21 protein-coding genes are annotated in these 23,356 nt (G+C 56.2%); 8 read left to right on the top strand and 13 right to left on the bottom strand.

The features are described 5' to 3' along the window. The 3 genes from J1C54_RS13530 to J1C54_RS13520 all read right to left on the bottom strand — a co-directional run. On the bottom strand, nt 1-302 hold a 302-nt coding region (locus tag J1C54_RS13530; RefSeq protein WP_229148814.1), incomplete at its 3' end, for a hypothetical protein. 135 nt (nt 303-437) lie between these two features. Beyond that, nucleotides 438-1,025 (bottom strand): TetR/AcrR family transcriptional regulator, encoded by a 588-nt coding sequence (locus J1C54_RS13525; protein ID WP_229148812.1) that lies wholly within the window; start codon nt 1,023-1,025, stop codon nt 438-440. Continuing rightward, nucleotides 1,025-2,068 (bottom strand): AraC family transcriptional regulator, encoded by a 1,044-nt coding sequence (locus J1C54_RS13520; protein WP_229148809.1) that lies wholly within the window; start codon nt 2,066-2,068, stop codon nt 1,025-1,027. Before J1C54_RS13520 ends, J1C54_RS13525 begins: the two co-directional genes overlap by 1 nt. Before the next feature lie 146 nt (nt 2,069-2,214). On the opposite strand from J1C54_RS13520, the gene J1C54_RS13515 reads away from it, so the two are divergent. Continuing rightward, nucleotides 2,215-3,756, top strand: a complete 1,542-nt coding sequence (locus J1C54_RS13515; RefSeq protein ID WP_229148806.1) for a DUF2306 domain-containing protein — start codon at nt 2,215-2,217, stop codon at nt 3,754-3,756. Nucleotides 3,757-3,826: 70 nt separating this feature from the next. Here J1C54_RS13515 and ppk2 read toward each other — a convergent pair whose 3' ends face one another. The 3 genes from ppk2 to J1C54_RS13500 all read right to left on the bottom strand — a co-directional run bounded on the left by ppk2 (nt 3,827) and on the right by J1C54_RS13500 (nt 6,201). Next, nucleotides 3,827-4,930, bottom strand: a complete 1,104-nt coding sequence (gene ppk2, locus J1C54_RS13510) for a polyphosphate kinase 2 (RefSeq protein WP_229148804.1) — start codon at nt 4,928-4,930, stop codon at nt 3,827-3,829. 169 nt (nt 4,931-5,099) lie between these two features. Continuing rightward, the gene (locus J1C54_RS13505) at nt 5,100-5,894 is read right to left on the bottom strand and encodes an AraC family transcriptional regulator (RefSeq protein ID WP_229148801.1); all 795 of its coding nucleotides are present in this window, start codon (nt 5,892-5,894) and stop codon (nt 5,100-5,102) included. After that, nucleotides 5,881-6,201 (bottom strand): hypothetical protein, encoded by a 321-nt coding sequence (locus J1C54_RS13500; RefSeq protein ID WP_229148799.1) that lies wholly within the window; start codon nt 6,199-6,201, stop codon nt 5,881-5,883. Before J1C54_RS13500 ends, J1C54_RS13505 begins: the two co-directional genes overlap by 14 nt. A 213-nt stretch (nt 6,202-6,414) precedes the next feature. On the opposite strand from J1C54_RS13500, the gene J1C54_RS13495 reads away from it, so the two are divergent. Beyond that, nucleotides 6,415-7,503, top strand: a complete 1,089-nt coding sequence (locus J1C54_RS13495) for a hypothetical protein (RefSeq protein ID WP_229148797.1) — start codon at nt 6,415-6,417, stop codon at nt 7,501-7,503. A 77-nt stretch (nt 7,504-7,580) separates the two neighbouring features. Beyond that, on the top strand, nt 7,581-8,753 hold the full coding sequence (locus J1C54_RS13490; protein WP_229148795.1) for a hypothetical protein: 1,173 nt from the start codon (nt 7,581-7,583) through the stop codon (nt 8,751-8,753). Between the two features lie 237 nt (nt 8,754-8,990). On the opposite strand, the gene J1C54_RS13485 is transcribed toward J1C54_RS13490, so the two are convergent. After that, complete coding sequence (locus J1C54_RS13485) at nt 8,991-10,973, bottom strand: hypothetical protein (RefSeq protein WP_229148793.1); 1,983 nt, start codon at nt 10,971-10,973, stop codon at nt 8,991-8,993. A gap of 125 nt (nt 10,974-11,098) precedes the next feature. Continuing rightward, nucleotides 11,099-11,515, bottom strand: coding sequence for an SRPBCC family protein (locus J1C54_RS13480; RefSeq protein WP_229148791.1), 417 nt, complete (start codon nt 11,513-11,515; stop codon nt 11,099-11,101). Between the two features lie 117 nt (nt 11,516-11,632). Here J1C54_RS13480 and J1C54_RS13475 point away from each other — a divergent pair, with 117 nt between their 5' ends. Beyond that, the gene (locus J1C54_RS13475; protein ID WP_229148789.1) at nt 11,633-13,231 is read left to right on the top strand and encodes a GMC family oxidoreductase; all 1,599 of its coding nucleotides are present in this window, start codon (nt 11,633-11,635) and stop codon (nt 13,229-13,231) included. A 32-nt stretch (nt 13,232-13,263) separates the two neighbouring features. Here J1C54_RS13475 and J1C54_RS13470 read toward each other — a convergent pair whose 3' ends face one another. Continuing rightward, the gene (locus J1C54_RS13470; RefSeq protein WP_229148786.1) at nt 13,264-14,139 is read right to left on the bottom strand and encodes a metal-dependent hydrolase; all 876 of its coding nucleotides are present in this window, start codon (nt 14,137-14,139) and stop codon (nt 13,264-13,266) included. Between the two features lie 96 nt (nt 14,140-14,235). On the opposite strand from J1C54_RS13470, the gene J1C54_RS13465 reads away from it, so the two are divergent. Next, nucleotides 14,236-15,306 carry a helix-turn-helix domain-containing protein gene (locus tag J1C54_RS13465; protein WP_370635664.1) on the top strand — a complete coding sequence of 357 codons (1,071 nt, stop codon included), beginning with the start codon at nt 14,236-14,238 and terminating at the stop codon, nt 15,304-15,306. Here the strand turns inward: J1C54_RS13465 and J1C54_RS13460 are convergent. Further along, complete coding sequence (locus J1C54_RS13460; protein WP_229148783.1) at nt 15,251-16,816, bottom strand: OmpA family protein; 1,566 nt, start codon at nt 16,814-16,816, stop codon at nt 15,251-15,253. The genes J1C54_RS13465 and J1C54_RS13460 overlap by 56 nt on opposite strands. A gap of 174 nt (nt 16,817-16,990) precedes the next feature. Here J1C54_RS13460 and J1C54_RS13455 point away from each other — a divergent pair, with 174 nt between their 5' ends. Further along, on the top strand, nt 16,991-17,626 hold the full coding sequence (locus J1C54_RS13455) for a hypothetical protein (RefSeq protein ID WP_229148781.1): 636 nt from the start codon (nt 16,991-16,993) through the stop codon (nt 17,624-17,626). A 24-nt stretch (nt 17,627-17,650) separates the two neighbouring features. On the opposite strand, the gene J1C54_RS13450 is transcribed toward J1C54_RS13455, so the two are convergent. The 3 genes from J1C54_RS13450 to J1C54_RS13440 form a co-directional block, all read right to left on the bottom strand. Next, nucleotides 17,651-19,126, bottom strand: coding sequence for a YdiU family protein (locus tag J1C54_RS13450; RefSeq protein ID WP_229148779.1), 1,476 nt, complete (start codon nt 19,124-19,126; stop codon nt 17,651-17,653). A 76-nt stretch (nt 19,127-19,202) separates the two neighbouring features. Beyond that, nucleotides 19,203-19,649, bottom strand: coding sequence for a cytochrome c (locus tag J1C54_RS13445; protein WP_229148777.1), 447 nt, complete (start codon nt 19,647-19,649; stop codon nt 19,203-19,205). 121 nt (nt 19,650-19,770) lie between these two features. Next, the gene (locus J1C54_RS13440; RefSeq protein WP_229148818.1) at nt 19,771-20,928 is read right to left on the bottom strand and encodes an alkane 1-monooxygenase; all 1,158 of its coding nucleotides are present in this window, start codon (nt 20,926-20,928) and stop codon (nt 19,771-19,773) included. A gap of 120 nt (nt 20,929-21,048) precedes the next feature. Here J1C54_RS13440 and J1C54_RS13435 point away from each other — a divergent pair, with 120 nt between their 5' ends. Next, complete coding sequence (locus J1C54_RS13435; protein WP_229148775.1) at nt 21,049-22,098, top strand: AraC family transcriptional regulator; 1,050 nt, start codon at nt 21,049-21,051, stop codon at nt 22,096-22,098. Nucleotides 22,099-22,138: 40 nt separating this feature from the next. Next, a complete protein-coding gene (locus J1C54_RS13430; protein ID WP_229148772.1) occupies nt 22,139-23,350 on the top strand; it encodes a lytic murein transglycosylase in 1,212 nt (403 codons plus the stop codon). Nucleotides 23,351-23,356: the final 6 nt, after the last annotated feature.

The raw sequence follows: 23,356 nt of genomic DNA, 5'->3' as shown, positions 1-23,356 counted from the left end.
GCCACTTCAGCGGCCACATCAGTGTCCGGGCCAACGCCTTGGCGCAGCGCCGCATCCAGTTCTCTGCCTAACGATCGGTTGGCGCGCATGGCCCGGGCCAGATTGTCCGCCGCTGGATCTCCACGATAAAAGTTGCGGGCGAGTGTTTGCTGAAAGGCCGTTGTGCCGCGAAGTGCTCTGGCCCGGGCGACGATATCGTCTCCCAGTAAATGGGTCAGCGTGGGAGCAAACATCTCCGATTCGAAATCCAGCCTGCGCGGGACAGCAAGCCCGCCCCCTTCATTACCGACTACCTGCGCCATGCCCTGCTCCCGTTGTCCGGTTTACCGTGTTGATGTCAGCAGCCTAGGCGGGCATGGCACGCAGCAACAGTTAACACCTGGCGCCAAGTGTTAACTGCCGCAGACACGGAAACGGATACGGGAACGGGGCGAGATTTAGTCCTGACCAGCCTGATCGCAGGCTTTCAGCTTGCTGACGATGCCGTCGTTGAACAGATCACCCAGCACCAGCGCCAGCTTGGCAGCGGGGACATCGGCGCCGCCAAGTATCCAGGCGCGGGTGATGTGATAGGAGGAGCCGGCGATATGCAGCACGATAATATCGAAGAACGCTCGATCGCTGATGACGATGCCATTAACTCTGGCGACGTGACCCAGCGCCCGGGCGATGGCGGCCTTCAGGCTGGCAAACACGGCCGGCTCGGTCTGGCCCTCGAGAATATGGCCAAGCAGCTCCCGGTTACTTTCGATCACCGCCAGCAGATTGCGAATCACTGCGTCCCATTTTTCCGGGGAGCGATCGGAATAAAATTGCTCAAAGACATCAAAAAATGCCTCCAGCCGTTGCTCGGTAATATCGAAAAAGATCTGTTCCTTGGAAGTGTAATGCTTGTACAAATTCTGCCGGGACATGCCCAGGGATTCCGCCAGACCAGTGATGGTAATAGCGCCGTAACCGACGTCAGCCAGCTGGCGTAGCATTTCCTGCTTGATCCTGTCTTTTGCGCTCTCCGGCCTGGACATCACTTCACCTCCTGCTGTTTGCCTGACGCCCGAAACGCCCCCGGGCTTTGCCCGGTTTGCTGCTTGAAGAACCGGGAAAAGTTTGCCTCATCGGAAAATCCCAGTTGCTGGCTGATCTGGCTTACCGTCATATTTCCATGATGCAGTAATTGCTGGGCGATAGAGCAGCGACAATCGTTGTAGAGCTGCCGCAGGTTGGTGCCCTCTTCGGCCAGACGGCGATTCAAGGTGCGCGATGACAGCGCCAGCGCCTGAGCCACCTGTTGTGCTTCCACCACGCGTTGATGCTGCAGCATCGACAGGATCACACCGGAAACCCGATGGGTCATGCTGTGTCGCTGCCTGAGCCGCGCCTCGTTTTTTTCCAGCGCCTGCTCAATGGCCTGATGGGTGGCCGTATTGCGCGTGGCAATGATCGCATTCAGGTGACTTTCCGGAAATCGGACCATATTGCTGTCACGGCCCATCTCCACTGTCAGGTTGGGATAAAGCCGGGGCAGCTCGGAAAGCACCAACTTGTCGTGTATCAGGGTCAGATGCAGCACCGTGGTATCGCCGCCAAACAGGCGCAGAAATGAGTGCAACGCGCAGAACACCATCTCGGTAAGCAGTGCGTTACCGTCACCAAGATCGGCCAGACGATTAAGAGAAACCTGGCATTGCCCTTTGTTTACCGTGTAGCTCATTTCAAATGCAGGCATAACCTGATGGGCGTAGCGCACGGCAATGTCCAGCGCGTTCTTTACCGTTGCCGAGGTAATCGCAGCCAATGCCACATAGCCGTGGATCGTTGGCGGAAAGAAATCGATCAACTTGCGCTGGTGGTCAGGAGACTGGGAAGCGAACTCTAACAGCAGCCCCATCAAGGCGCTGAACTGGGTGCCGCTAATCTGCCCTTGCGGGTCTGCCCTTAACTGCGCAGTAATGCCAAATTGATCGGCAAGAAAGCGGTCCGCATCAAGCCCCCGTGCGGCGCAGATTTCCTCTGCCACCTGCACATAGCTAACGGGAAAACTCAGCGTATCCACCTTGATTATCGGCATGCACTATTCTTCGAATCAGGGGTTGGGACAGGGAGTATGAAGCTGCTTGGCGTAAAGTGACAACCCTTGGCCCCGATCGCTATTACGGTTCAATGCCATGCCCACTAACATGCGTGCATCCTGATAACCGGCTCTGGAAAGCAACCATGAGACATCCAACCCCGCCCTCCATTGACCCAACCACCAGCGGCGCAGCGCGCCAGTGGATCTGGCCACTGTTGGGCCTGGTGCTTATTGGCTACGGATTGCTGGCGTTCAATTCGGGAACCACGCTCTCTCCAGTAACCAGTCGCACCGACAATGGCGCCGAGGTGACCTCCTACATCCTGAAACAGACCAATCAGGGCATCGACATGACCGGCACCGAGGAAGTCCGGCAGGCCATGCCCGCCTGGGTCAATCTAATGGCGCGGCTCTCTTCCGGCGATTATGCCTATGGTGACGATGGCCTCCAGGAAACCGAAGTCTATTACTTCAGCATGTCAGAAACCCGTCGCACGGTACTGAGCACCCACATGATGCTCGGCCTGGTATTGATGACTGCCGGCTTTCTGCAATTCTGGCCAGCGTTCCGTCGCCGTTTTCGCAAAGCCCACCGAGTGGTCGGTGTGGTCTATGTGTTGGCCGCTTTTGCTTCAATGACCTTAAGCGGCATTCATCTGGTCAATAGTGGTATCGCCAACACCTACAACACCTTCGTGTTCCACGTTGGCCTCTGGATTATGCTGGTGGGGGTGGTGGTTAGCGTGTCCATGGCAGGCCTGGCGCTGCTACGCAAGGACATTGCCAGACATATGGGCTGGCAGGCACTTGGCTTCGGCTTCCTGATGACAGCGCCGCTGCAGCGCATCGACTGGCTGGCACTTTCGACCATAGCCGGTGACGCCTCTTTCAACGAGATGAATATTCTGGTGAACACCATTCTGTTTGTGCAGGCGTCTCTTGCCGGCTACTGGCTGTTCCGGGTCAACCGTAGCAGCAGCCCGCTACGTGCGTCGGCAACGCTGGCACTGGCTCCACTCTCATTGGCAACCCAACGCATCGGCTATGTGCTGCTGGCGGCATTGGCGCTGGTGTGGCTAACGCCCGCCATGACCCTTAATAGTCTTGCTGATATGCCTGTGGTTTCGCGCATGATTCCAGCGGCACCGCTAAGCTGGCTTAGCGCCGTAGTGGATGGTGGCGTGCTGGTGCTGTTCGCTCTGGCCCTGGAAGTATTGATGCTAGCGGCCTGGACCGAGCTGGCAAGCTTGCGCAACGGTATTAACGAACGATCAATGGCAACACATCTGACCAGCATCAGCGCCGTTATCGTGGCCGCAATCTCTCTTCACTGGGCTTATCAGCTGGGAATGCCAAATCACTCCCGCTCTCTGGCCGGTGGTGGCTTCGCGCTACTCGGCCTGTTGCTGATCTTTTTCATGCTGCAGAAAACAAGAGCACAGCGTCAGGGTGCGCGTGGAAAAGCTGTGGAGTGGCTGCAATTTCTGTTGCTGAGCGCGACCTCGCCAGCACTGATACTGATCAATCTCTGGCTGCTTGATGTCACCAGCGCAGTTCCGCCGCTATACCTTGCTGAAGGCGCCGGTTACGAGTTAGCTACCATCGGGGCAGTCTTCACACCCGTGCTGATTGGCTTCCTCCTGTCAGTCTATTCGGCGGAGACCGAGCGCTACCGTATTTCCTGATTGGTCTGCGCAGTAACCTGACCAAAGCAGCCGGCGGCAACAGTGAATACCTTACCGCCGGCTAGCTGGGTCAGGATGACGTGCTCAAGCTGGCCCGGGTGACGATCAACGGATCAGTAGGACCAACGTTAGCAATATCCTTGCCGGTGTAATCCATGGAATTGAGCACATAGCGCATGGCATTCAGGCGCGCCCGTTTCTTGCAATCCGACTTAACCACGATCCATGGACACTCGGCATGATCCGTATGGAAGAACATGGCTTCTTTAGCCGCGGTGTAATCATCCCATTTATCCAGCGAAGCCAGATCAATCGGGCTTAGCTTCCATTGCTTTAGGGGGTGGATGCGGCGCTCCTCAAAACGCCTGTGCTGCTCTTTGCGACTAACGGAAAACCAGAACTTGATCAGATGGATGCCGCTATTGACCAGATGGCGCTCCAGCTCAGGTGTCTGCCGCAGGAACAGCTCATAGTCCTCGTCTGAACAGAAGTTCATTACACGCTCGACGCCAGCGCGGTTATACCAGGAGCGATCAAACAGGACGATTTCACCCTTGGTGGGCAACTGGTTAAGGTAGCGCTGAAAATACCACTGGCCGCGTTCCTCTTCGGTGGGCTTTTCCAGTGCAACCACACGGGCACCACGTGGGTTGAGATGCTCCATAAAACGTTTAATGGCGCCGCCCTTGCCAGCCGCATCACGACCTTCAAAAAGCAGAACAATACGCTGGCCCGTCTCCCTGACCCATGACTGCAGCTTAAGCAGCTCCACCTGCAGGTGGTACTTCTGCTGCTCGTAGTTTTTCCGTGACAACCTGTTCTTGTAGGGATAGGCGGAAGATCGCCAATCCTCGACCAGCTCGTCATCACGACTTACCGGCAGCTTGGCACCGAACTGACGCCAATTGAGCACCACCTTCTTTAGCGCCGCCACATCATCCGGTGACGCCCCATCAAGAATGGCACTAACTTCGCTGAGCGCCATATCCACTTCTTTAGGCCGAGGAGCAGAATGCTCAAGAATATCTTCCACGGCTGCAGCCTGAGCGTCCTGCGCCTCGGCAGATTGCTGCAGAACCGTAAAGGTTTCGATAACCGATGGCTGTTTCTTCCTGCTGCGCTTTGCCTTGGCTGTCTTAGGTGCTTTTGCTGCCTTTGCTACTGAGTCATTCATCAGTTTCGCGTCCCCCTGTGGTAAAGCCCGCCGCGGCCATAGCACAGGGTGCTTTGCCTGAAACAACGGACTATCTGGATACCCTTCCAGTGTATAGCAACGGGAGTTGGTGCCTTTCCTGAAAAATTGACTCAGATCAATGGATAAGGCCAATAAAAATGCCGGCGGCTCACCCTTTTCCAGGCTTCCCGCTTTCATTGCGGCTACGCCATGAAAGTGGGGTCTCTCCCACCAACGACTTGAACGCACGACTAAAGGAGTTGGTGGTATTGAATCCCGTTTGCAGGGCGATCTTCTTGATCGAGTAACGGGTTTTAAGCAGTAGCTCTTTTGCCAGCCTTAGCCAGACTTCATTGGTGATGCTTTTGAATGATGTGTCCTCTTTACCAAGCTTGCGGACCAGGGTCCTCGGCGACATATTCATGCGATCGGCGAATTCTTCCAGCGATGGATACTTTCCTGTATTGGCCAGCTTGACCAGCTCGTGATGCACCATTGTGGCAAACGACATCGTGTCACTGCCGATGGAGAGCTCATCTTCGAGTATCCGTTTGACTGCACTAAAGGTGGCGTCGTTAGGGCTTCGGGTCATCACACTCAGATCTTCCGCGCGCCCTTCCATGCCGTTGAAATAGCTATTAAAAATAACCCGGCTGCCAAATAGCTCCTCAAGGTCCTGCTGGTGCTTTTCTGCTCTGCTGCCTTCCCCATAGCCATGGGTAAAATGAACCACCCTTGGCACCTCCGCCGACATCACATCATTGGAAATAATATGCACTCCGGCAGTGACCATTTCGAGCAGGAAGCTATTCATCTCCCCCATGTCAGTTGTCATCTCAAGGCAGAATCGAACCCGGGGAGGCTCCTCAAACAACTCCGCCCGCATCACAGGAACCAGCAATGGCAAGTAGCGCACCGCCACCAGCAGAGATTCACGCACGTTATTGGCGCTAAGAGCAGCCATGCCGGTCAAGCCAGCGCTGGTGGCAGAAAAAGTGACTTAGCCAGCTCTTCAGGGAAACCCGGTTCTGGGTGGCATTGCCGATCCACTTGAACAGCTTATATAGCTGCTCACCATCCACCGTAAACGCCGGGTCTTCGAACTGCTCAGGCGAGGCGCCAAGGTGAATGAGCAGGTCATCAAAGGACACCTCAGGGGTCTGGCTACCGAGAACATGCCGGATAGGCTCCAGCACCGTTCGAGGGAAGCGCAGCTCTTTCCTGTCTGTACCCGTTATTTTCATTATTTTCGACATTAGCCGGGATGCCATTGATTCTCATGCTAATGCGGCTCATTGGCAAATGGAGATAGGCCTTTTCTCGAATAGTTCGTGAACAGGCGTTCTCAAAAAGTGCACTAATATAGCCACACCACTGGCGGTTTTTGTACACATTGTGGCCAGTATGGTTGCCGCACTCAGGCTAGTTTGGGCCAGCTAAAAAAGCAGTAGCGCTAGTCAGCTAACCCAAAAGGACTAATCAGTATGAATAATAACAAACGCCTTATGTCGGTTTTCGCCACCTTGGGCTTGATGCTTTCGGCCCTAATCGCTCCGGGCATGGCCAATGCACAGCTTGCCGGCCACAACGTGATTCTTGTCCATGGACTGGTTAGTGACGATCTGATCAAGGCACCTACTAGAGAAGAGCTTTTGACGCGGCGCAAGATGTCCACTTTCTGGCAGTCCCGTGCGGAGGGATACTTTAACTGGTCCGCCGCCGATCGTCTGGAAGGCGGTATCGCTGAATTCGTTTTCGAGCAGGCCAAGCGCTATTCCGCTGAAGGCTTGTGCACCAACGGCTGCGTGCTGGTAACTCACAGCACAGGTGATCTGGTCAGTCGGTATTTTCTCGCCCATCAGGAAGCATGGCTAACCAGTGCCGGCTATGCGCCACTGAACATTATTGCCACCATTGACTTTGCTGGGGCCGGTGGTGGTACCGATCTCGCCGACATAGCGGTGGGAGCAGCCAACAGTGATTACGTTCCCCTGCCAATGAAGCTGGCCGCCGGCGCTGTACTGGGTATGGATCTGGACATCACCGACTACAAAGATCTGGGTGTGGTGCTTGATCTGACAACATCAGGGGCACGCAATCATGCCAACTGGCCCAACAGTATTCCTCGCCTGCGTTTCTCCGTGAGCGGTGCCGATGGCGCCAATGCTGTGACAAAGCCATTTATTCGCGGAGCCGATGACACCGTGGTGCCGGCCCATTCCAGCTGTGGTGCCTCCGCGCCGGATGCCATACAAAGCTGCTCATCCAATATCGCCTACGACGGCAAGCGCACCTGGCAGTTTGGCCCGCGCGGTCTGATGCCGAACCATTTCCCGGTTCTCATGGCCTCTGACTATGACCACTTCACTCTGGTTGCCGATCAGCACAAAGGCAATGCTACCTATGTGCTGAACAACTTCTCCGCAGGGCTGAACGTTGACTTCGCCACCAACACCCGCACGGTAACTCGTCGCTGGTGGCAGGTGTGGAAGGAAACCGGCACTTGGCAATATGTGGCCGGATCTGACAGCACCTCGTTCTCTAGCCTGATCTATCAAGCGCTGAACGACTGAACAGCGCGCTAATGTCCCAGCTCTGATAAGGTGCTGGGACATTAGCATGGTTACATGTTTCTGCCAGGGCGAACTGCATGCATAAATATATCCCCGCCATCGGCATCGTAACCTTCATTATCGCCCTGATATTGGTGCCGAGAAATGACGACGTCACATCCAGTGATGTAGCCGGGCAGAATCAATCCGCAAGTGTGCTTACCTCGCAGAACTCCTCACAGCGCTCCTCGCAGAGCGACAACTCCCAGGCTGAAGAGTCGTTCCAACAGACGGAAAATTACCCAGAGCAGAGCTATCCAGACAGACCCGCTGAAATGGCTGAAGACCTCAGAAGTCCGATGCAAAACCAGCTGGCTGAGGTGGCCGAAGCCTATAGCTACAATGCGCGCTTTCCACCCTACTCGCAGCCGCTGGCAGAAAGTGACTGGAGCGCCCTGAATCCTCGCGCCTTCACTCCCTCGGAAAGACCTTTGTCCAACGCGCCTTCGTTAAAAGTGGCAATTCAGTTACCCCAATATGTGCTAGACAGAAATCGTGACCTGCCAGTAACCGTAGTGGTGGCAAGCGAAGGAGATAGCAGTAACTCGCCGATGATTAAGGCAACCGGTGGTCAGGTGCTGATCCAGCACAGCGCAGGAACCACCGCAGCCGTTCCGCTTGCCAGCGCAACCCAGCAAGGTAATGTGGAAACATTTGTCGCGACAATCCCGGCCACTGAGCTGAGCTCCTTTGTGGACACCGAAGTGACAGTGGCCGCCCAGCTAAAACTGTCTGACGGGCAAAGCTCCACTGTCACCGCCGTCGCACAGCTATATCAAAGCACGGCCAATCTTGATTATCTTGGCTCTGCCTACGTTGATGGCGCACACCTTGTTATACCGGCGCACTTTGATGTGATTAGCCCGGGTTACTACCGAGTGCAGGCCAATCTATTCTCGGAGTCAGGCATACCCGTCAGCCACCTCAATGCCTCCTTTCTGCTATCCAGCGACAACGGCATAGGGCTGATGAAAGTCCATGCCACCACGCTCAGGGAAAAAGGTATCGCCGGGCCATATGTACTCACCGACATTAATGTAATGCGCATGCCATCTGCGCCGGGCGAGCAGACACAGTATGGCAGTGCAAGTGAAACCAGCTACCCGGTGGCTGGATTTCCACTGACCAGTTACAGCGAAGAGCCCTATCAGGATGCGGCAACACAGCAGCGCATAGAGTTTTTGCAAAAATTAAGTGGCGAGCAGCTGTAGCCGGAGGGGCAGCGACGCTCCCCCACCCTCAGCCCCGTGCTCCGCATAGCGGACCAGCAGCAAATCGATCCGCCAGCTGCTCTGCAGTTATCTCCTCGAAGGGCGGTTCTGGCTGCCATAGGTGCCACGCAAACGCGCTGGTCTGAACGCCTACCAGCAGCATGGTCGCGACAACAAGCCAACGCCAGCGAGCCAGCACGCGCCGCGCGGCGCGAAACCAGGCAAGCCATTGGGCGATCAGGAACAGGCCGATAGCACAGCAGATGATGCGGAGGCCCCCGCAGGTTGCAGGGTTAGCTCGGTACGACCATCAAGATGAATATCTACAACAGCGCAGCCATTACTGTCGGCATGCAGAGCTTCACCAGTATCACTACGACGGTACTCTCTGCCAGGCTGCAAGCGCTCAATGGCAAGCGATTGAAGGCCCGCATCAGCGCCGTTGTATAACACCAACTGCAAATTACTTCCGTCGCTAATTGCACGTGCCACCAGCACGTCCGGGTAGCGACAATCAGCAAGCAGCGGGCCTTTTAGCGCGCCCGGCTGTGGGCCGCGGTTGATCAGATGACGCCAGTCATTGCGTCGTGCCCAGCGGGCCGTGGCAAGCATCACATTGGTGGCACAGGAAACGCCATCCAGCGCCATGGCCGCGCCTTCGCGCCGCGGTCGTGCCGCCTCGGCCTGGCGCAACGCTGCCTCGGCAATTTTCTCATCTCCCTGCTCATGCGCGGCCAGTGCCACCAGCGCCAGATTCAGGCAGGGATTAATCGAGTAATCACCAACATCAAGCATCAGGTTCGCCGGTATGCCAAGATCCAGCTGACCATCTTCCAGATGCAGCGACTCATGTCTGGCAATGGCATAGGCTCGCCGCGCATGGCCGGCATGCAGGGCATTGAAGTAGATCGCCACACTAAGCTGGCTGAGCATGCCGAATTGGGGAGGCAGCGTGCGGGTGGCGAAATCGAGGCCGGTGAGATCGCTGCGCATGGGCACCATATCGCCATCTTCAAACAGAAACTCCTGCTCGAAACGGGTCAGCATGGTGTCGAAGTGTTCGTTCATGTGCTGGGTGCCGTGCTGGCGATCGAACGGAATCACTCCGCAAATACCGAATGCATTGCACAGCGGGAAGGTCCAGTACGGCTCGCACGGGTACATGGTGTACGGCGCGCTGCGCCAATTGGTCAGTAGCGAACGAATGAAACTACCGGAATCGTGCGGGAAAGTTTTACCGCCATGATGGAATGGCTTGAACACCAAACTACCGGGTTGTTCGTAGCGGGTGTCGCCGGTGTTGGCTGCATAAGCGGTGATCCCAACCAAGGACCAGCCGGTAAGCATTACGTTATCGCGGCCGGCAGGGTCAACGTCCAGCCGGAAAGAGCCGCGGCTTTCCCACTTCCAGTAACCACATACCTCGGGGCTTGTCAGACTCTCGATGGCGTAACGCTGGGCCTGACTCAGATAGCCATGAAAGTTTGGCGTGTAATGGCACTGCATCATGGCCAAGCCATAGCTGATGTAGTTGAGCTGATAACGCAGCGCCGCCAGTTGAAAGTTGTCACGCCGGCTGAAACCTTCGAACTGCCCCACCGGTTGCAGCGCGAGGTCAAACACATAACGGGCCGCGGCCAGCGCCTCCGGGGTTAGCTCCCGAGTGCTTGGGTCCGGTTCCGCCTCACTGGCCTGATCCAGTTCCTGCAGCGCCTGCGGCAGGAACGCACGACGCCGCTGCGCACGGGCATGCCGCCAACGGCGCGTCCATGCCTCACGTAACCAACTGGCCGCACCAATGGTCAGTGCCACCAATGGAATCCAGCGTATATCTGCACTAACAGATTCGCCCGCCATCATGGCAGCGATCAGCGCCGGCAAAAGCCAACCCGCCACTGGCAGCGCCAGCATACCGGTCAGTGACCAACCGACGCGCAGCAAAACGAAAAGACTGAAAGACAGTGCCGCCATCCACCAGGCACTAACTCCCAGGGCAAGAAAGCCTGCACCGGGAAACCAGATACCCAAACCGAATACCTGCAATGACACCGGTACCGGGGCGCCAGCAAGCCCGTGCAACGCAACCGGCACAGAGCCCAGCGCCGCCAGCAGCAGATAGGCCAGTAATGCCCGCCGCCGCAGGCGCGACTGCACAGGCCCATGGGGGCTGGCCCGGTGGGGGATCTCAGGAATGGTGTCGCTGATCCGGATCTGCTGCATGACGTAAAACCCGCTAGTTCTGACTCAGGCTATTTAGGCATGGTCAACGGCGGTGTGACAACGTCAGGGGGAAACAGCACGAGTATGCAGATCAGAACTACCTGCAGGGCTCTACAGCCCCGCCATCAGGCCTTAATCTTGCTCAGGCCCTTGCGAATACCTCGATCCAGCGCCGCCCGAATAACCGGGCCAATCAGCGGCAACTTGCCTTCAAACTGGATCGTGTAGTGCAGGTGCGATCCGGTGGGCGTGGATGAAAAACGCATCACGCCAAGGTGATTCTTTAACGGGCTACCACGGGTAATACGGTATTCAACCAGCTCGTTCTCTTTATAGGCCGTCACTGTTTCGACAAAGGCGGGGCCACCCAGAGCACGCATCTCTCGAGCCGAGCCGACGCCATTGCGGGCGCCCTGCCCGTCTGCGAGCCGCCGCACTTTAGTCGGGTGAAAAATGGTTTCCAGATTCTCGTGCTCGCTCAGGTAGGCAAATAGCTCCTCGACGGGAATAGCAAAGTCCTGATGAATTTCGATATGTTGCATGAGCAGGGGACTCCTGGCTGGGTAGATAAATCAGAGCAGCCATCCTAGCAGAGCCTGACTACTGCAGAGAATATCGTAGTACATTACGGCACTGACTGATTTCCGGAGACTTGCCCTTTGTTTGACTACATCATCATTGGCGGTGGCTCGGCGGGCTGCTTGCTTGCCAATCGCCTTTCCGAGAACCCGGACAATCTGGTCTGTCTGCTGGAAGCAGGCCCTTCAGACAAAACCTACTGGGTCAGAGACTGCAACCCGGTAAACATGCTCTACCTGATGAACAGTCGAAAATATAACTGGCTGTATCAAGCGGAAAAACAAACCAACACGGGAGACCGCCGCTTCTTCTGGCCACGCGGAAAGGCACTGGGGGGATCCAGTTCTATCAATGCGATGATCTATACCCGTGGCCACCGTCAGGACTTTGATCATTGGGCAGCCCTTGGCAATCCGGGCTGGGATTATGACTCCGTACTGCCATGGTTCAAAAAGAGCCAACGGCAGCATCGAGGCGCCGATGCCTTCCATGGCGATCAGGGCAGCATGGATGTGGTCGATACCAATTTTCACTTCCCGGTCAGCCATGCTTTTGTTCGTGGCTGCGAGGAAGCCGCCCTGCCCCTTAATCCGGATATGAACGGCGCCGATCAGGAAGGCTGCGGCTTTTTCCAGATAACCCAGACACCACAAGGTAAACGCTGCAATGCGGCCACCTCCTTCCTCGATGAGGCGGAATCACGCCCGAACCTGAAAATCATTACCGGCGCCCATGTCAGCCGAATTACGTTTGCAGGCAAAACCGCAACCGGCGTGGAGTACTTCGATCTTACCGACAACAGAAAGCGCGTCACCCTGTTCGCCCGCAAGGAAGTGATCCTTAGTGCCGGTGTAATCAATTCGCCACAGATTCTCAAATTGTCCGGTGTCGGCCCCGCCGATGAACTGTCTGCCATGAATATCCCACTAGTGCATGACCTGCCGGGGGTAGGTGAAAATCTACAGGATCATCCAGATGTGATCCTGCGCCACCTGGATAAGAGCAATAGCTGCTTTTCCTTGTCGCCTAATCGCCACCTGTTGAAGTTCTGGTCCGGATATTTCAGCAACAAAGCACCGTTTATATTTACCCCTACGGATGCTGGCGGATTTATCAAGTCTGACCCGTCGGAACCGATTCCGGACTTGCAGCTGCAGTTTGCCGCCATACGAATGCGGCCCCATGGCCATGGGCTGTTTACACCCATGAAATCCGGCTATGTGCTGCATATTTGTCATCTGCGACCAAAAAGCCGCGGAAGAATAACTCTGCGCAGTAACGACCCGTTCGCTCCACCAAGAATTGAAGCAAACTACTTTGATGACGAAACGGAACTTGACGCTCTGGTTAAAGGCGTACGCATCGCCAGAAAAATTCTGGCGAGCCCAGCCATGCAGGCATTCAATGGTGGCGAAGAAGTTCCGGGTCCAGGCGTAGAATCAGATGAGCAGATTCGTCAGTTTATCCGCAGCAATGTGGAAACCGTTTACCACACGGCCGGGTCATGCAAGATGGGCAATGACCCGATGGCAGTGGTAGATGCACAGCTAAGAGTGCATGGGGTGGACAGACTACGGGTGATTGACTCATCCATTATGCCCACCATTACCGGCAGCAATATTCATGCACCGACGGTAATGATTGCGGAACGAGGAGCCCAGATGGTGTTGAGTAGTTAACAGCCCCCGCTTTCAGGGGCTGATTCAGACAGCTACACTTTCTTGGAAATGATGGCTTCCAGCCACTTTTTCTTCGCCTTCTCCACCAGATGCCGCGCGTCGTGATTCCACGGATGGAAGTTCGGGCTGTAGTACTTGAAGTAGGATGGCAGCAGTTTGCGGAACACACCAGGCTTGCCCCACATGTACTTCACCGCACCAGCCCAGGACTTGATATTGAACAGCTGACCATCTTCCTTCATCAGCTGAGCCAGATGAATGCTAGTGAATACCGGAAACAGAATGCTTACCGCCATCATCTCAGTGACACGGACAAACTCACTACCGCCGATGGCCTTGTAGACATCAAAGGCCACTGCCTTGTGCTCGGATTCCTCAATGGCATGCCACGCCCAGATCGGTGCCATGCGCGGGTCCATTTCTTCCAGTGCGTCATACTTGAGCAAAAACTCTTCTGCCATCAGCGCGGTGAAGTGCTCCACTGCCACGGTATGAGCTAACTGCCGCTCCGGACTCAGGTTTTTACGCATCCAGTTCATAAACGCCAGCACTTCGCGATCCAGTCGAGCCAGACCGATACCCTTGTCTTCCAGGTAGCCATTCAGAGCCTGGTGCTCCTTCGAGTGATGCGCCTCCTGACCGATAAATCCGCGAATAGCTTTCTGCAGTTCCGGGTCGGTGATCTGGCTCTGATAATGGCGAACCGAATCGATAAAGAATCGCTCGCCCGCAGGGAAGCTGGCCGACATGGCTGCCAACAGCAGGGTCTTGGCCGGGTCGTTGTCCCACCAGTACTTGGGCACATCGTCTGCAAGATCAAAGTTCGGCTGGCGAACCTCGGGAATCACTGTCACCGGGGCTGTGCGCTTATTGCTACGGGAGCGGGAAATGGAAGCAGCTGCAGTCATGTTGTTGTCCTCATACTTCAGGTCAGTATGGCCCATACAGTACTGGCACACAGGGCTCTGCCGTGAGAGGCTGCGCGGACATTGTAGTTGTCATTGGTGGCCAGATTGTCCTCAACCCTGCATGCGGATGCCTTGAACGCCCTGCCCTCATGGGCGCGGCAGGCGAATCAGTCCGCCACTTACCCACGCATGTTTGTTCAGGTTGCCGAACGTCACGGGCTGTCCCGCGCACAGATACTGGCCAGTGCGGGCCTTCCGGAAACACTACTCGACGACCCCGCCGGTCGACTCTCATTGCAGGCAATCTGGCAAATACTGGATGCCATCCTGACCCTGGGCTGCCCCACCACACTGGCCTTCGAGGCCGGGTTAAGCATGCCGCTCACCGCCCATGGCAGCCTTGGCTATGCCCTGATGTGCGCCAACACCCCACGGCAGGCCATCAATATTCTGGAGCGCTTCTGGCATCTGCGTGGACGTGGCTTTGTTCTTACCGTAGAGCAGTCGGGCAGCGAGCTATTCTTCGAGGTCAGTGTAGAGGCAGCTTTACCGCCGACACTGCGTGATGTGCAGCTGAATGCCATCCTGACCAGCATGTATCAGGCCATGCAGTTCATGATGGCGATGCAGCGCAGCGATGATGAAATCTGGCTACAGGGCACAGAACCAGACGGCTTTGACCGCTGGCGGGAGCAACTGCCAACAGTGCGTTTTTCAATGCCTCGCGCCGGCATTTCCCTGCAGGGGGACCTGTCGGTGCTGGATCAGCCCCTACCCACCGCCAATCCGGAAGCACTGGCACAGGCTCTTGGCCAATGCGAACGAGAAAGCGCCATGATGGCAGATGACAGTGATATCGTTCGTCGTATCCGCGCTGCCATGACACCGGACAGCCACGGCTACCCGACGCCCGAACAGCTCGCCGCCACCCTGCATCTGACACCACGAACGTTCCGACGCCGCCTGCAGGAACAGGGGCAAAGTTATCAGCAGCTACTGGAAGAAGCGCGACGGCGGGACAGCTGCCGGCTGCTGATGCAGCCGGAGCTGGAGATTCGCCAGGTCGGTGAGTTGCTTGGCTATACTGACCCGGCGAATTTTACCCGCGCCTTCAAGGGGTGGACGGGGCGGACGCCGAGTCAGTGGCGACAGGCTCAGCAGCCGTAGTATCGGCCTCAGTCGCTGCGGAGGCTGCCGCCCTGGCAGACTCTCTTTCCAGCTGAATGACCACATCAATACGGCGGTTCTTGGTACGACCAGCTTCAGACTCGTTGTTTGCAATAGGACGGGTTTCACCATAACCCACCGCCTGCAGCTGAGTGTTAGCAAGGGTCGGTTCACCTTTCAGATACTCAACCACCGCATTAGCTCGCGCCTCTGACAGCTTCATGTTGAAGTCATCGCCGCCGTGGGAGTCCGTATGCCCCTCAATGGTGGCGGCCTCGGACTTGGCCAGCTGGATGGCATAGACCGCTTTCGCCAATAGCCTCTTGTGCTCGGTTTTCAGATCCGACTTGTTGCTGTCAAAGTTAAGACCAACCATGCGCACAATCAGGGTTTTGCCCTGACGGAATACTTCCGCTTCCTGCGCGGTAAAGATATTTTCCAGCTCAGCCAGCAACGCCCTGTAGCGTTCTTCCGCCGCCAGCTGTTCGTTATATTGGCTAAGCTGCTCGTTATAGATACCCAACTTGAGCTCATAGTCCTTCACCAAGGCTGCCAGGCGGGCGATCTCAGCGGCATGGTCATCTACCACCAGACGCAGCTGGCCCAGCTCCTGGGATTCCTTCTGCAGGACATCCACACGCTGCAAAATGGCATCACGAGTCGGCTCATAACCATCATGCAAAGACGGAACGATATTCAGCTCGTCGGCGATGGCGATTAAAGGCTTTTCGTAGTTGGTAATAATGTCCTCGACAGCAAAGTCTTTCTTATTCACACCAATTGCCAGCCGGGTAATAGTGATCGCATGCTGGGCTTCGTTGCGTGCCCGACGGGCAAGGTCACGAGGGTAATCTGCGTCATAGCGGTTTTCGGTAAGCTCGCGCTCAGCTTGCTCCAGCAGGAGCTTGGCATCGATAAAGGTTTTGGTAGCGTAACGATCAGCTTTTTCTTCTTTTGCCTGCTTGAGCAGTCCGCGAGCACCGCTAAGGTAGTTGGTCTTGATTGCCTGCAGCTCCGCCTGCTGGTACAGCTCGGTGACACTGCGCGCCTGCTCCTGAGCACGGCGAATATCACCGTCCTCGACTCTGCGGGTGGCATCTTTCATTGCTTCCTCGGCGCGCCCCCAAGCCTGGCTTGCATGGGTCGGCGCATCCGCTGACAAAGCGTTCTTGCGCGTCTGCATGGCTGTTGCAAAGGCGATCGCGGAGACACTGGTTGATTCCATGGCCTTGCTCAGCCAATCCTGTGCCTTGGCAATGTCCTCTCGCACACCATCCAGATTGCGGCGCTGGTTATAATTGGTCTCCGCTTCTTTGTAGTACTTCATCGCCCGGGAAAAATGGTCCGGGGACAGCACTTCAGCGTTGGCTTCTCGGGCTGCTTCCAGCTGCTTGTTGACGTCGCCGAACAGCTGGCGATAGATGGCGATGGAGGAGTCCGCTGCCGCAAGCGCCGGTGCCAATAGGGCAACCACCAAAAAATGAACCAGAATCGTGCGCAGATGTTTCATGAAATCAAACCCTTGTTATTATTCAGAGCAAGCATTAAAAAACGGATATCACCATGATACATGGCGGATCGCAAGGGCATTTGAGCCTGCCAGCCCGCCACTGGTTATGATTCGCAGGTCGCTGCACAGCGGCTAAACGAGTAACCTTGTAAAAAAACACCTGAGAATCACCCTATGACCGCGCTGCGCCCCCTTTTTTTGCCCCTTCTGGCTGCTTTTACCCTATCCCTGCAGGGTTGTGAAATCGAAGTCGATCCACCGGCCTACTACGATGTGCCGGCCTATACCTGGAACACACCCATTTCGGTGGAGGACTCCAGCTGGGAATCGTGTCACTTTGACTCAGCCAATAACATCCACATTCGCCAGCTTTGGCTTTTTGGCGAAGACACCCTGAAACTAAGCGAGCATGAGCACGATAGTGGTGATGCCAGCTGTACCGGCAGCTCAACCCTGATGTGGCGACACAACTATCGCGCCGCCCAAGACAACAACATCAAGGTGGCTCTGGGCTGGGCAGACATCAACAATGTCGAGACCCTGAATGGCGGCGCCCCGGTGTCCCAGGACAATCTGGGCGCCCTGCCCGCTCAGCCAGATGTTCGCCGAGTAACCTGGCAATTTGGCAGCGCCGATGTGGGCAGCATTGCCTCTCCGTTACCGCAGACTGCGTTACTGCAGGTCCTGTTTATGGATGTTAGCGCGGACCCGTTCAGACTATTCGTCGGTCCTTTCAGTGGCACCAAGGATGTTGACGGCTTCCCCGCCTACCTGAAAAGCTTCCGCCCACTGATCTACGTACAGCCTTAAGCTGGCAGGCGGCCATAGTGCCGGTTAAGTGCCACAGAAGGTCTGGCAGACTTTTTCACCCGCCGGCGGTGGTCCAAGCCATGGATCATCAGCCGGGTGATCTTCATAGGGTGTAGCCAACACCCGCTTGAGTCGCTCAAAATCGCTGAAGTCGCCTGACTGTGTGGCCTTGTCGATGGCCTGCTGAACTCGGTGGTTGCGGGGAATCACTGCAGGATTGATCGAACGCATCCGCTGCGCCCGCTCTGAAGCATATTGAGTCTCAGCGGCCAACCTTGCCGCCCAGCGCTCGGCCCAACCAAGCCAGTCCCGCGGGGAGGCAAACAGCTGAGCCGGAGCTGCAGCCTGCAACGGATTCTCCACAGCATCACACAGGCTGCGAAACAGCAAAGTAAAATCCACCTCGCTGGCATCCATCGCCGCCAGCAAATCGTCCACCAGCTGCTTATCAGATGACTGCTCGGTATACAGGCCAAGTTTGGCACGCATATGCGCCAACCACGCCTGCTCATAGCGCGGCATCATCGAGCGAATCACCTCAGTAGCCATGGCCAGCGCATTATCCTGCTGATCATCCAGTAACGGCACCAACGATTCGGCAAAGCGTGCCATATTCCACTGACAGATAGCAGGCTGCATCTGGTAGGCATAGCGACCACGCCTGTCGATGGAACTGAACACGGTCTGCGGGTGATAGGCATCCATAAAGGCGCAGGGACCATAATCAACGGTTTCACCGCTGACCAGCACGTTATCGGTATTCATCACCCCGTGAATAAAACCAATGCTCATCCACTGTGCAATCAAAGCCACCTGATTGTCTGTCACTGCATTCAACAAACCCAGATACGGATTGTCGCTGTCCCGTGCTGCGGGGTAGTGACGGTCTATCACGTAATCCGCAAGTCGGCGCAGATTTTCCATATCTCCCCGAGCTGCAAAAAATTCAAAAGTGCCGACACGGATATGGCTGGCAGCGACCCTGGTCAGAATGGCACCGGGCAGGGCCTCATCGCGGTACACGTTTTCACCGCTGACCACTGCCGCCAGTGCGCGAGTGGTCGGCACACCCAGAGCATGCATAGCCTCACTAATAAGATACTCACGTATCACCGGGCCGAGGGGAGAACGGCCATCGCCGCCCCTTGAATAGGGCGTCCGCCCCGCTCCCTTGAGCTGGACATCACGTCGCCGGCCGTGAATATCGACGATCTCGCCCAACAGGATTGCCCGGCCATCACCCAGCTGTGGATTAAAACCACCGAACTGATGACCGGCATAAACCGTGGCCACTGGCTGCGAACCAGTGAGCAGCTGATTACCGGAAAAAATCCGGGCCAGAGCACCTGCATCCAGGCCGTGCAAATCCAGCCCAAGCTCCGTTGCCAGAGAAGTGTTCAGGGAAATTAACTCAGGCGCCGCAACCGCTGTGGGAGAACATGACCGGCAGAACGCCTCGGGCAAATTGGCATAGCTATTATCAAACTTGAATGATGTCATCGGCATCTCTCACAAATCAGCCATCATTCTAGCTGGTTACGGCGCGACACAGGAGTGAACGCAAGGGCGCAGGATATCAGCGGGCCAAATTACGCAGCACATGGACCAGTTTCCATATCTGCTGATCGTCCAGTTGCGGATGAGGTGGCATTGAAGTTTCCGGCGAGCCGTGGCGGATAATCCAGAAAAGCTGGCCGTCCGGAACACCGTTAATGGTTTGTGCGCAGGTAAAATCCCTCGGCGGTGGGTTAAAACTGGCTGCCAGTGGACCCTGGCCATCCCCCTTGCTGCCATGACAAACCGCACAGCCCGGACCGACGCCCTTCACCTTCCCCAGATAAAGTCGCTTGCCTGCGCCCAGCACTGAGCGGCTGGCGTTCAGTGGATTTTCCTTGATCAGATACTCTGCCGGCGCCTGTTCAGTAAATCGGGGCTGAGGACACTGTTTTTCCTCAGCCCCGGCAGGCACTCCCACAACCAGAAAACAAAATCCCAGCAGTATGCGGAGCTGCTTATCCAGCATTGCCATCTCCTGTCTTCGCACAAAATCAGCGTTCAGGATAGCGGCAAAAGGTTGTTGCCAATTGATATCAGTCAATGGCACAAAAAATCGACCTGTCGACCATTTGCCCATGGCTTGATAATCAGACGGTGTGTGCCTTGGCCGCCTGCTCGAACTGCTTCGCGGAAAGCTGCCACTCTTCGCCTTTGTAATAGGCTTCCACACGCGGATTCATTACCCGGAACCACAGTGGCGGCACCAGTGCCAGCAGATACATACCGGCATAACCAGTGGGCAGCTGCGGTGATTCATCATAGTGACGCAGAACCTGATAACGGCGATTAGGAAAGGCATGATGATCCGAGTGACGCTGCAGATGGAACAGGCCCATATTGGTCAACAGATAGTTACTGTTCCAGGAATGCGCTGGAGTTGTGCGCTCGTACTTGCCGTTTTCCAACTTGCGTCGATGCAGGCCGTAGTGCTCCACATAGTTGATAATTTCCAGCGTAGTAAAGCTCATCCAGCTGACGCCAAGATAGAACACCAATCCCAACCAGCCAAAGGCGGTGGCAAATGCCACCATCATCAGCAAGCTGACCGCATGCCACCAGATCAACTCATTGCGCCAATGCAACGCAGGCAGACCTTTGCGGCGCAGGCGCTCTGCCTCCAGCTTCCAGGCATTAAGGAAATTATGCTTATAGGCGTGCGGCAAGAATGCATAAAGACTCTGACCGTAACGGGAGGATGATGCATCTTCCGGGGTAGATACGGTTACGTGGTGGCCGCGCACATGCTCCACCTTGAAGCCCGGATAGCAGACCGACGCATAGAGCAGTCCACCGCCCCAGTTCTCGATGCGATTACGCTTGTGGATCAGCTCATGGCCAACGTTAATGGCCAAAATTGCGCTGACGATGCCGCATGAAAGAATCCAGCCAATCTGGCCGAGCAGGGAAAACTGCTGCTGAGCCTCAACAAATACCCAAGCCCCGAAAGCCAGCACAACGAACTGGGTCGGCACGACCAGCACCGTCAGTACAGAGTACCACCACTGCGTGGACATCTTTTCGACCTGCTCATCGGTCGGATTGGCGGGATCCTGACCAACCAGATGATCGACAATCGGCAACACGGCAAAGATCAGGAACAGGGGCCACCAGGCATACAGGTTGTATTGACCGCTCTCCTGCATGTTCTGCCAGGCGTTGTAGGGTAGCCAGGCCACCACATACACCATCAGATACAACACAGACTTCAGGGCAATCATCACGCTGGGAGGTAAACGGGAGAACATCATCAGACTCCAGGTTTATGACATTGAAACAACTGTGCCCCGAGCAGCGCTGGCGCGCAGGTCAGAGACCGCCAGCAATCTGTCATTTTCAGACAGCCTGATTTGCGTTAGCGTATCACCATGACACCTACTGAAGCGCTCACCGCCAGCCGCTACTTCGCCGGAGTCCAGCAAATGCTGGCCGAGCGCGGCGTGCCGGTCGGCTCCCTGCTGGAGGGAACCAGCATCAGCGAGGGCCTGCTCGGTGATGCCGGGGGCTTTATCGGACTGGAGGATCAGGACCGGTTTCTGGCCAACGCTATCCGCCTGGGTGCAAACCGCCAGCCAGGGCTGGCATTGGGGCGGCGCCTGAATATCAGCGCCCATGGCAGCGCCGGATATGCCGGTCTGACCGCTGCAAATGCCCGCAGCGCGTTACAGGTAGCAGTGCGCTTCTTCCCTCTGATTAGCCAGCTGGTACAGCTGTCGGTAACGGAAGATCAGGAGTTTGCCAGTGTCCAGGTCACCCCGCTGCCCGGTCTCAGTCAGCGCTGCGAAGACTTTATGATTCAGACCTTGTTTAGCAGCATCTCGCTAATGGCCGGTTTTCTGCTCGGCAATCAGGCGGCCAGCCTGCGGCTGGAAATGCCCGGAGAGCCCGACGATGCCATTCTGGCGGGGTTGGCAGAAGTCCGTGACGGCCTGCGCTTCGGTTGCTCCGGCTACCGCATCCGAATACCGCTGGCGATTCTCGACACCCCTTTTGCTCTGGCCGACGCCGCCGCTCACCATCAAGCAATCACGCGATGTGAGCAGGAACTATCCGCGCTGGAGGCCCGGCGCAGTATTTCTGCAAGACTTTATCAGCAACTGCTGCTCAGCGAAGAAGCCATACCATCGCTGGAACAACTGGCGGAGCAGATGCAGATGTCATCACGGACCTTGCATCGCCGTCTTGAAGCGGAGGGCCAACGCTTTCGTGATCTGGCCAATTCCGCACGCATGAGTAAAGCAGCCCAACTGCTTGATCAGGGGTGGTCGGTTACCGATATCGCCTATCAGCTTGGTTACGGTGACTCGGCCAACTTTACCCGTGCTTTTCGGCGACACTATCAGGTTCCGCCCAGTCGCTTCGCCGAAAGATCCAGCGAAGAAGGAAAAAACCCGATTGACGGAACCCCGCCACTTTGACAGGCTCCAACACCGCATGACCTGTTTCCCCGGAGTAAAAATGCTTTCCCGGAAGTTGCTGCTATCGACCCTGATTTATCCATCACTAATAGCTGTTTTTCCTGCCACCGCACAGGCAGAAAATCCGGCGGAATTCGCTACGTGCGTGGAACAACTAAAGTCCACTGCACTGCAACAGGGCATTAGCAATACCGTGGTAGAACGGGATCTTGCTGCAGTCAATTACGTTGAACGAGTGATTGAGCTGGATCGCCGCCAACCTGAGTTCAGTGAAAGCTTTGCCACCTACTTTGAAAGGCGAGTCACCGAAGACCGTATTGTCCGCGGACGTGAACTGCTTGCCGAGCACCGCAGCTTGCTAAACCGGGTAAGCAAGGAGTTTGGCGTACCTCCTCAATATCTGGTGGCATTCTGGGGGCTGGAAACCAACTTCGGCGGCTTCTTCGGCAAAATGCCCGTGCTTGACTCTCTGGCCACACTGGCCTGCGACCAACGGCGCAGTGAGTACTTTACTGGCGAGCTGATCAACGCACTGAAGATTATCGATGAAGGATCAATCACAGCCTCAAGGATGCAAGGTTCCTGGGCCGGTGCCATGGGTCATACCCAATTTATGCCATCGGTCTTTCTACGCTACGCCATTGACTACGACGGCGATGACAAACGCGACTTGTGGGGCAGCCTGCCTGACGCACTGGCGTCCGCCGCTAACTTTCTTCGCGGCATCGGCTGGCGTAAAGAAGAACGCTGGGGTCGAGAGGTCAAATTACCAAACGGCTTCGCCTTCGAGAACGCGGGGCTGGGCCAAACCCTGAGCCTGAGCCAGTGGAGCAAGCTGGGCGTTCGTCAGGCCAATGGCAGCGCACTGCCCAGAGTCGACATGAAAGCGTCGCTGCTGGTGCCCTCCGGACATCAGGGGCCAGCCTTCCTGGTATATGAAAACTTTCATGTCATCATGCGCTGGAACCGGGCCGAGGCCTATGCTCTGGCGGTTGGCCACCTGGCGGACCGCATTAATGGTGCCGGCAAACTCTCCCGTGAACCTGTTCAGTCGCCACGGTTAAACCGTGATCAGGTAATGCAACTGCAGCAGGCACTTAATGAGCAGGGTTTTGCAGCAGGCAATGCAGATGGCGTGCTGGGTCCAGGGACTCGCGCAGCCATCAGTCGCTACCAGAAATCGAACGGGCAGATTGCCGATGGCTTCCCGGGCAAGGAACTATTGGAACAGTTTGGTGTGGTCACTGAATAGCTGTGA

It is taken from the genome of Alcanivorax sp. 1008, from assembly GCF_020667895.1.
Taxonomy (GTDB): Bacteria; Pseudomonadota; Gammaproteobacteria; order Pseudomonadales; family Alcanivoracaceae; genus PGZG01.
Note: the sequence above shows the minus strand (reverse complement) of the source record. Positions and strands in the feature narration are given on the sequence as shown.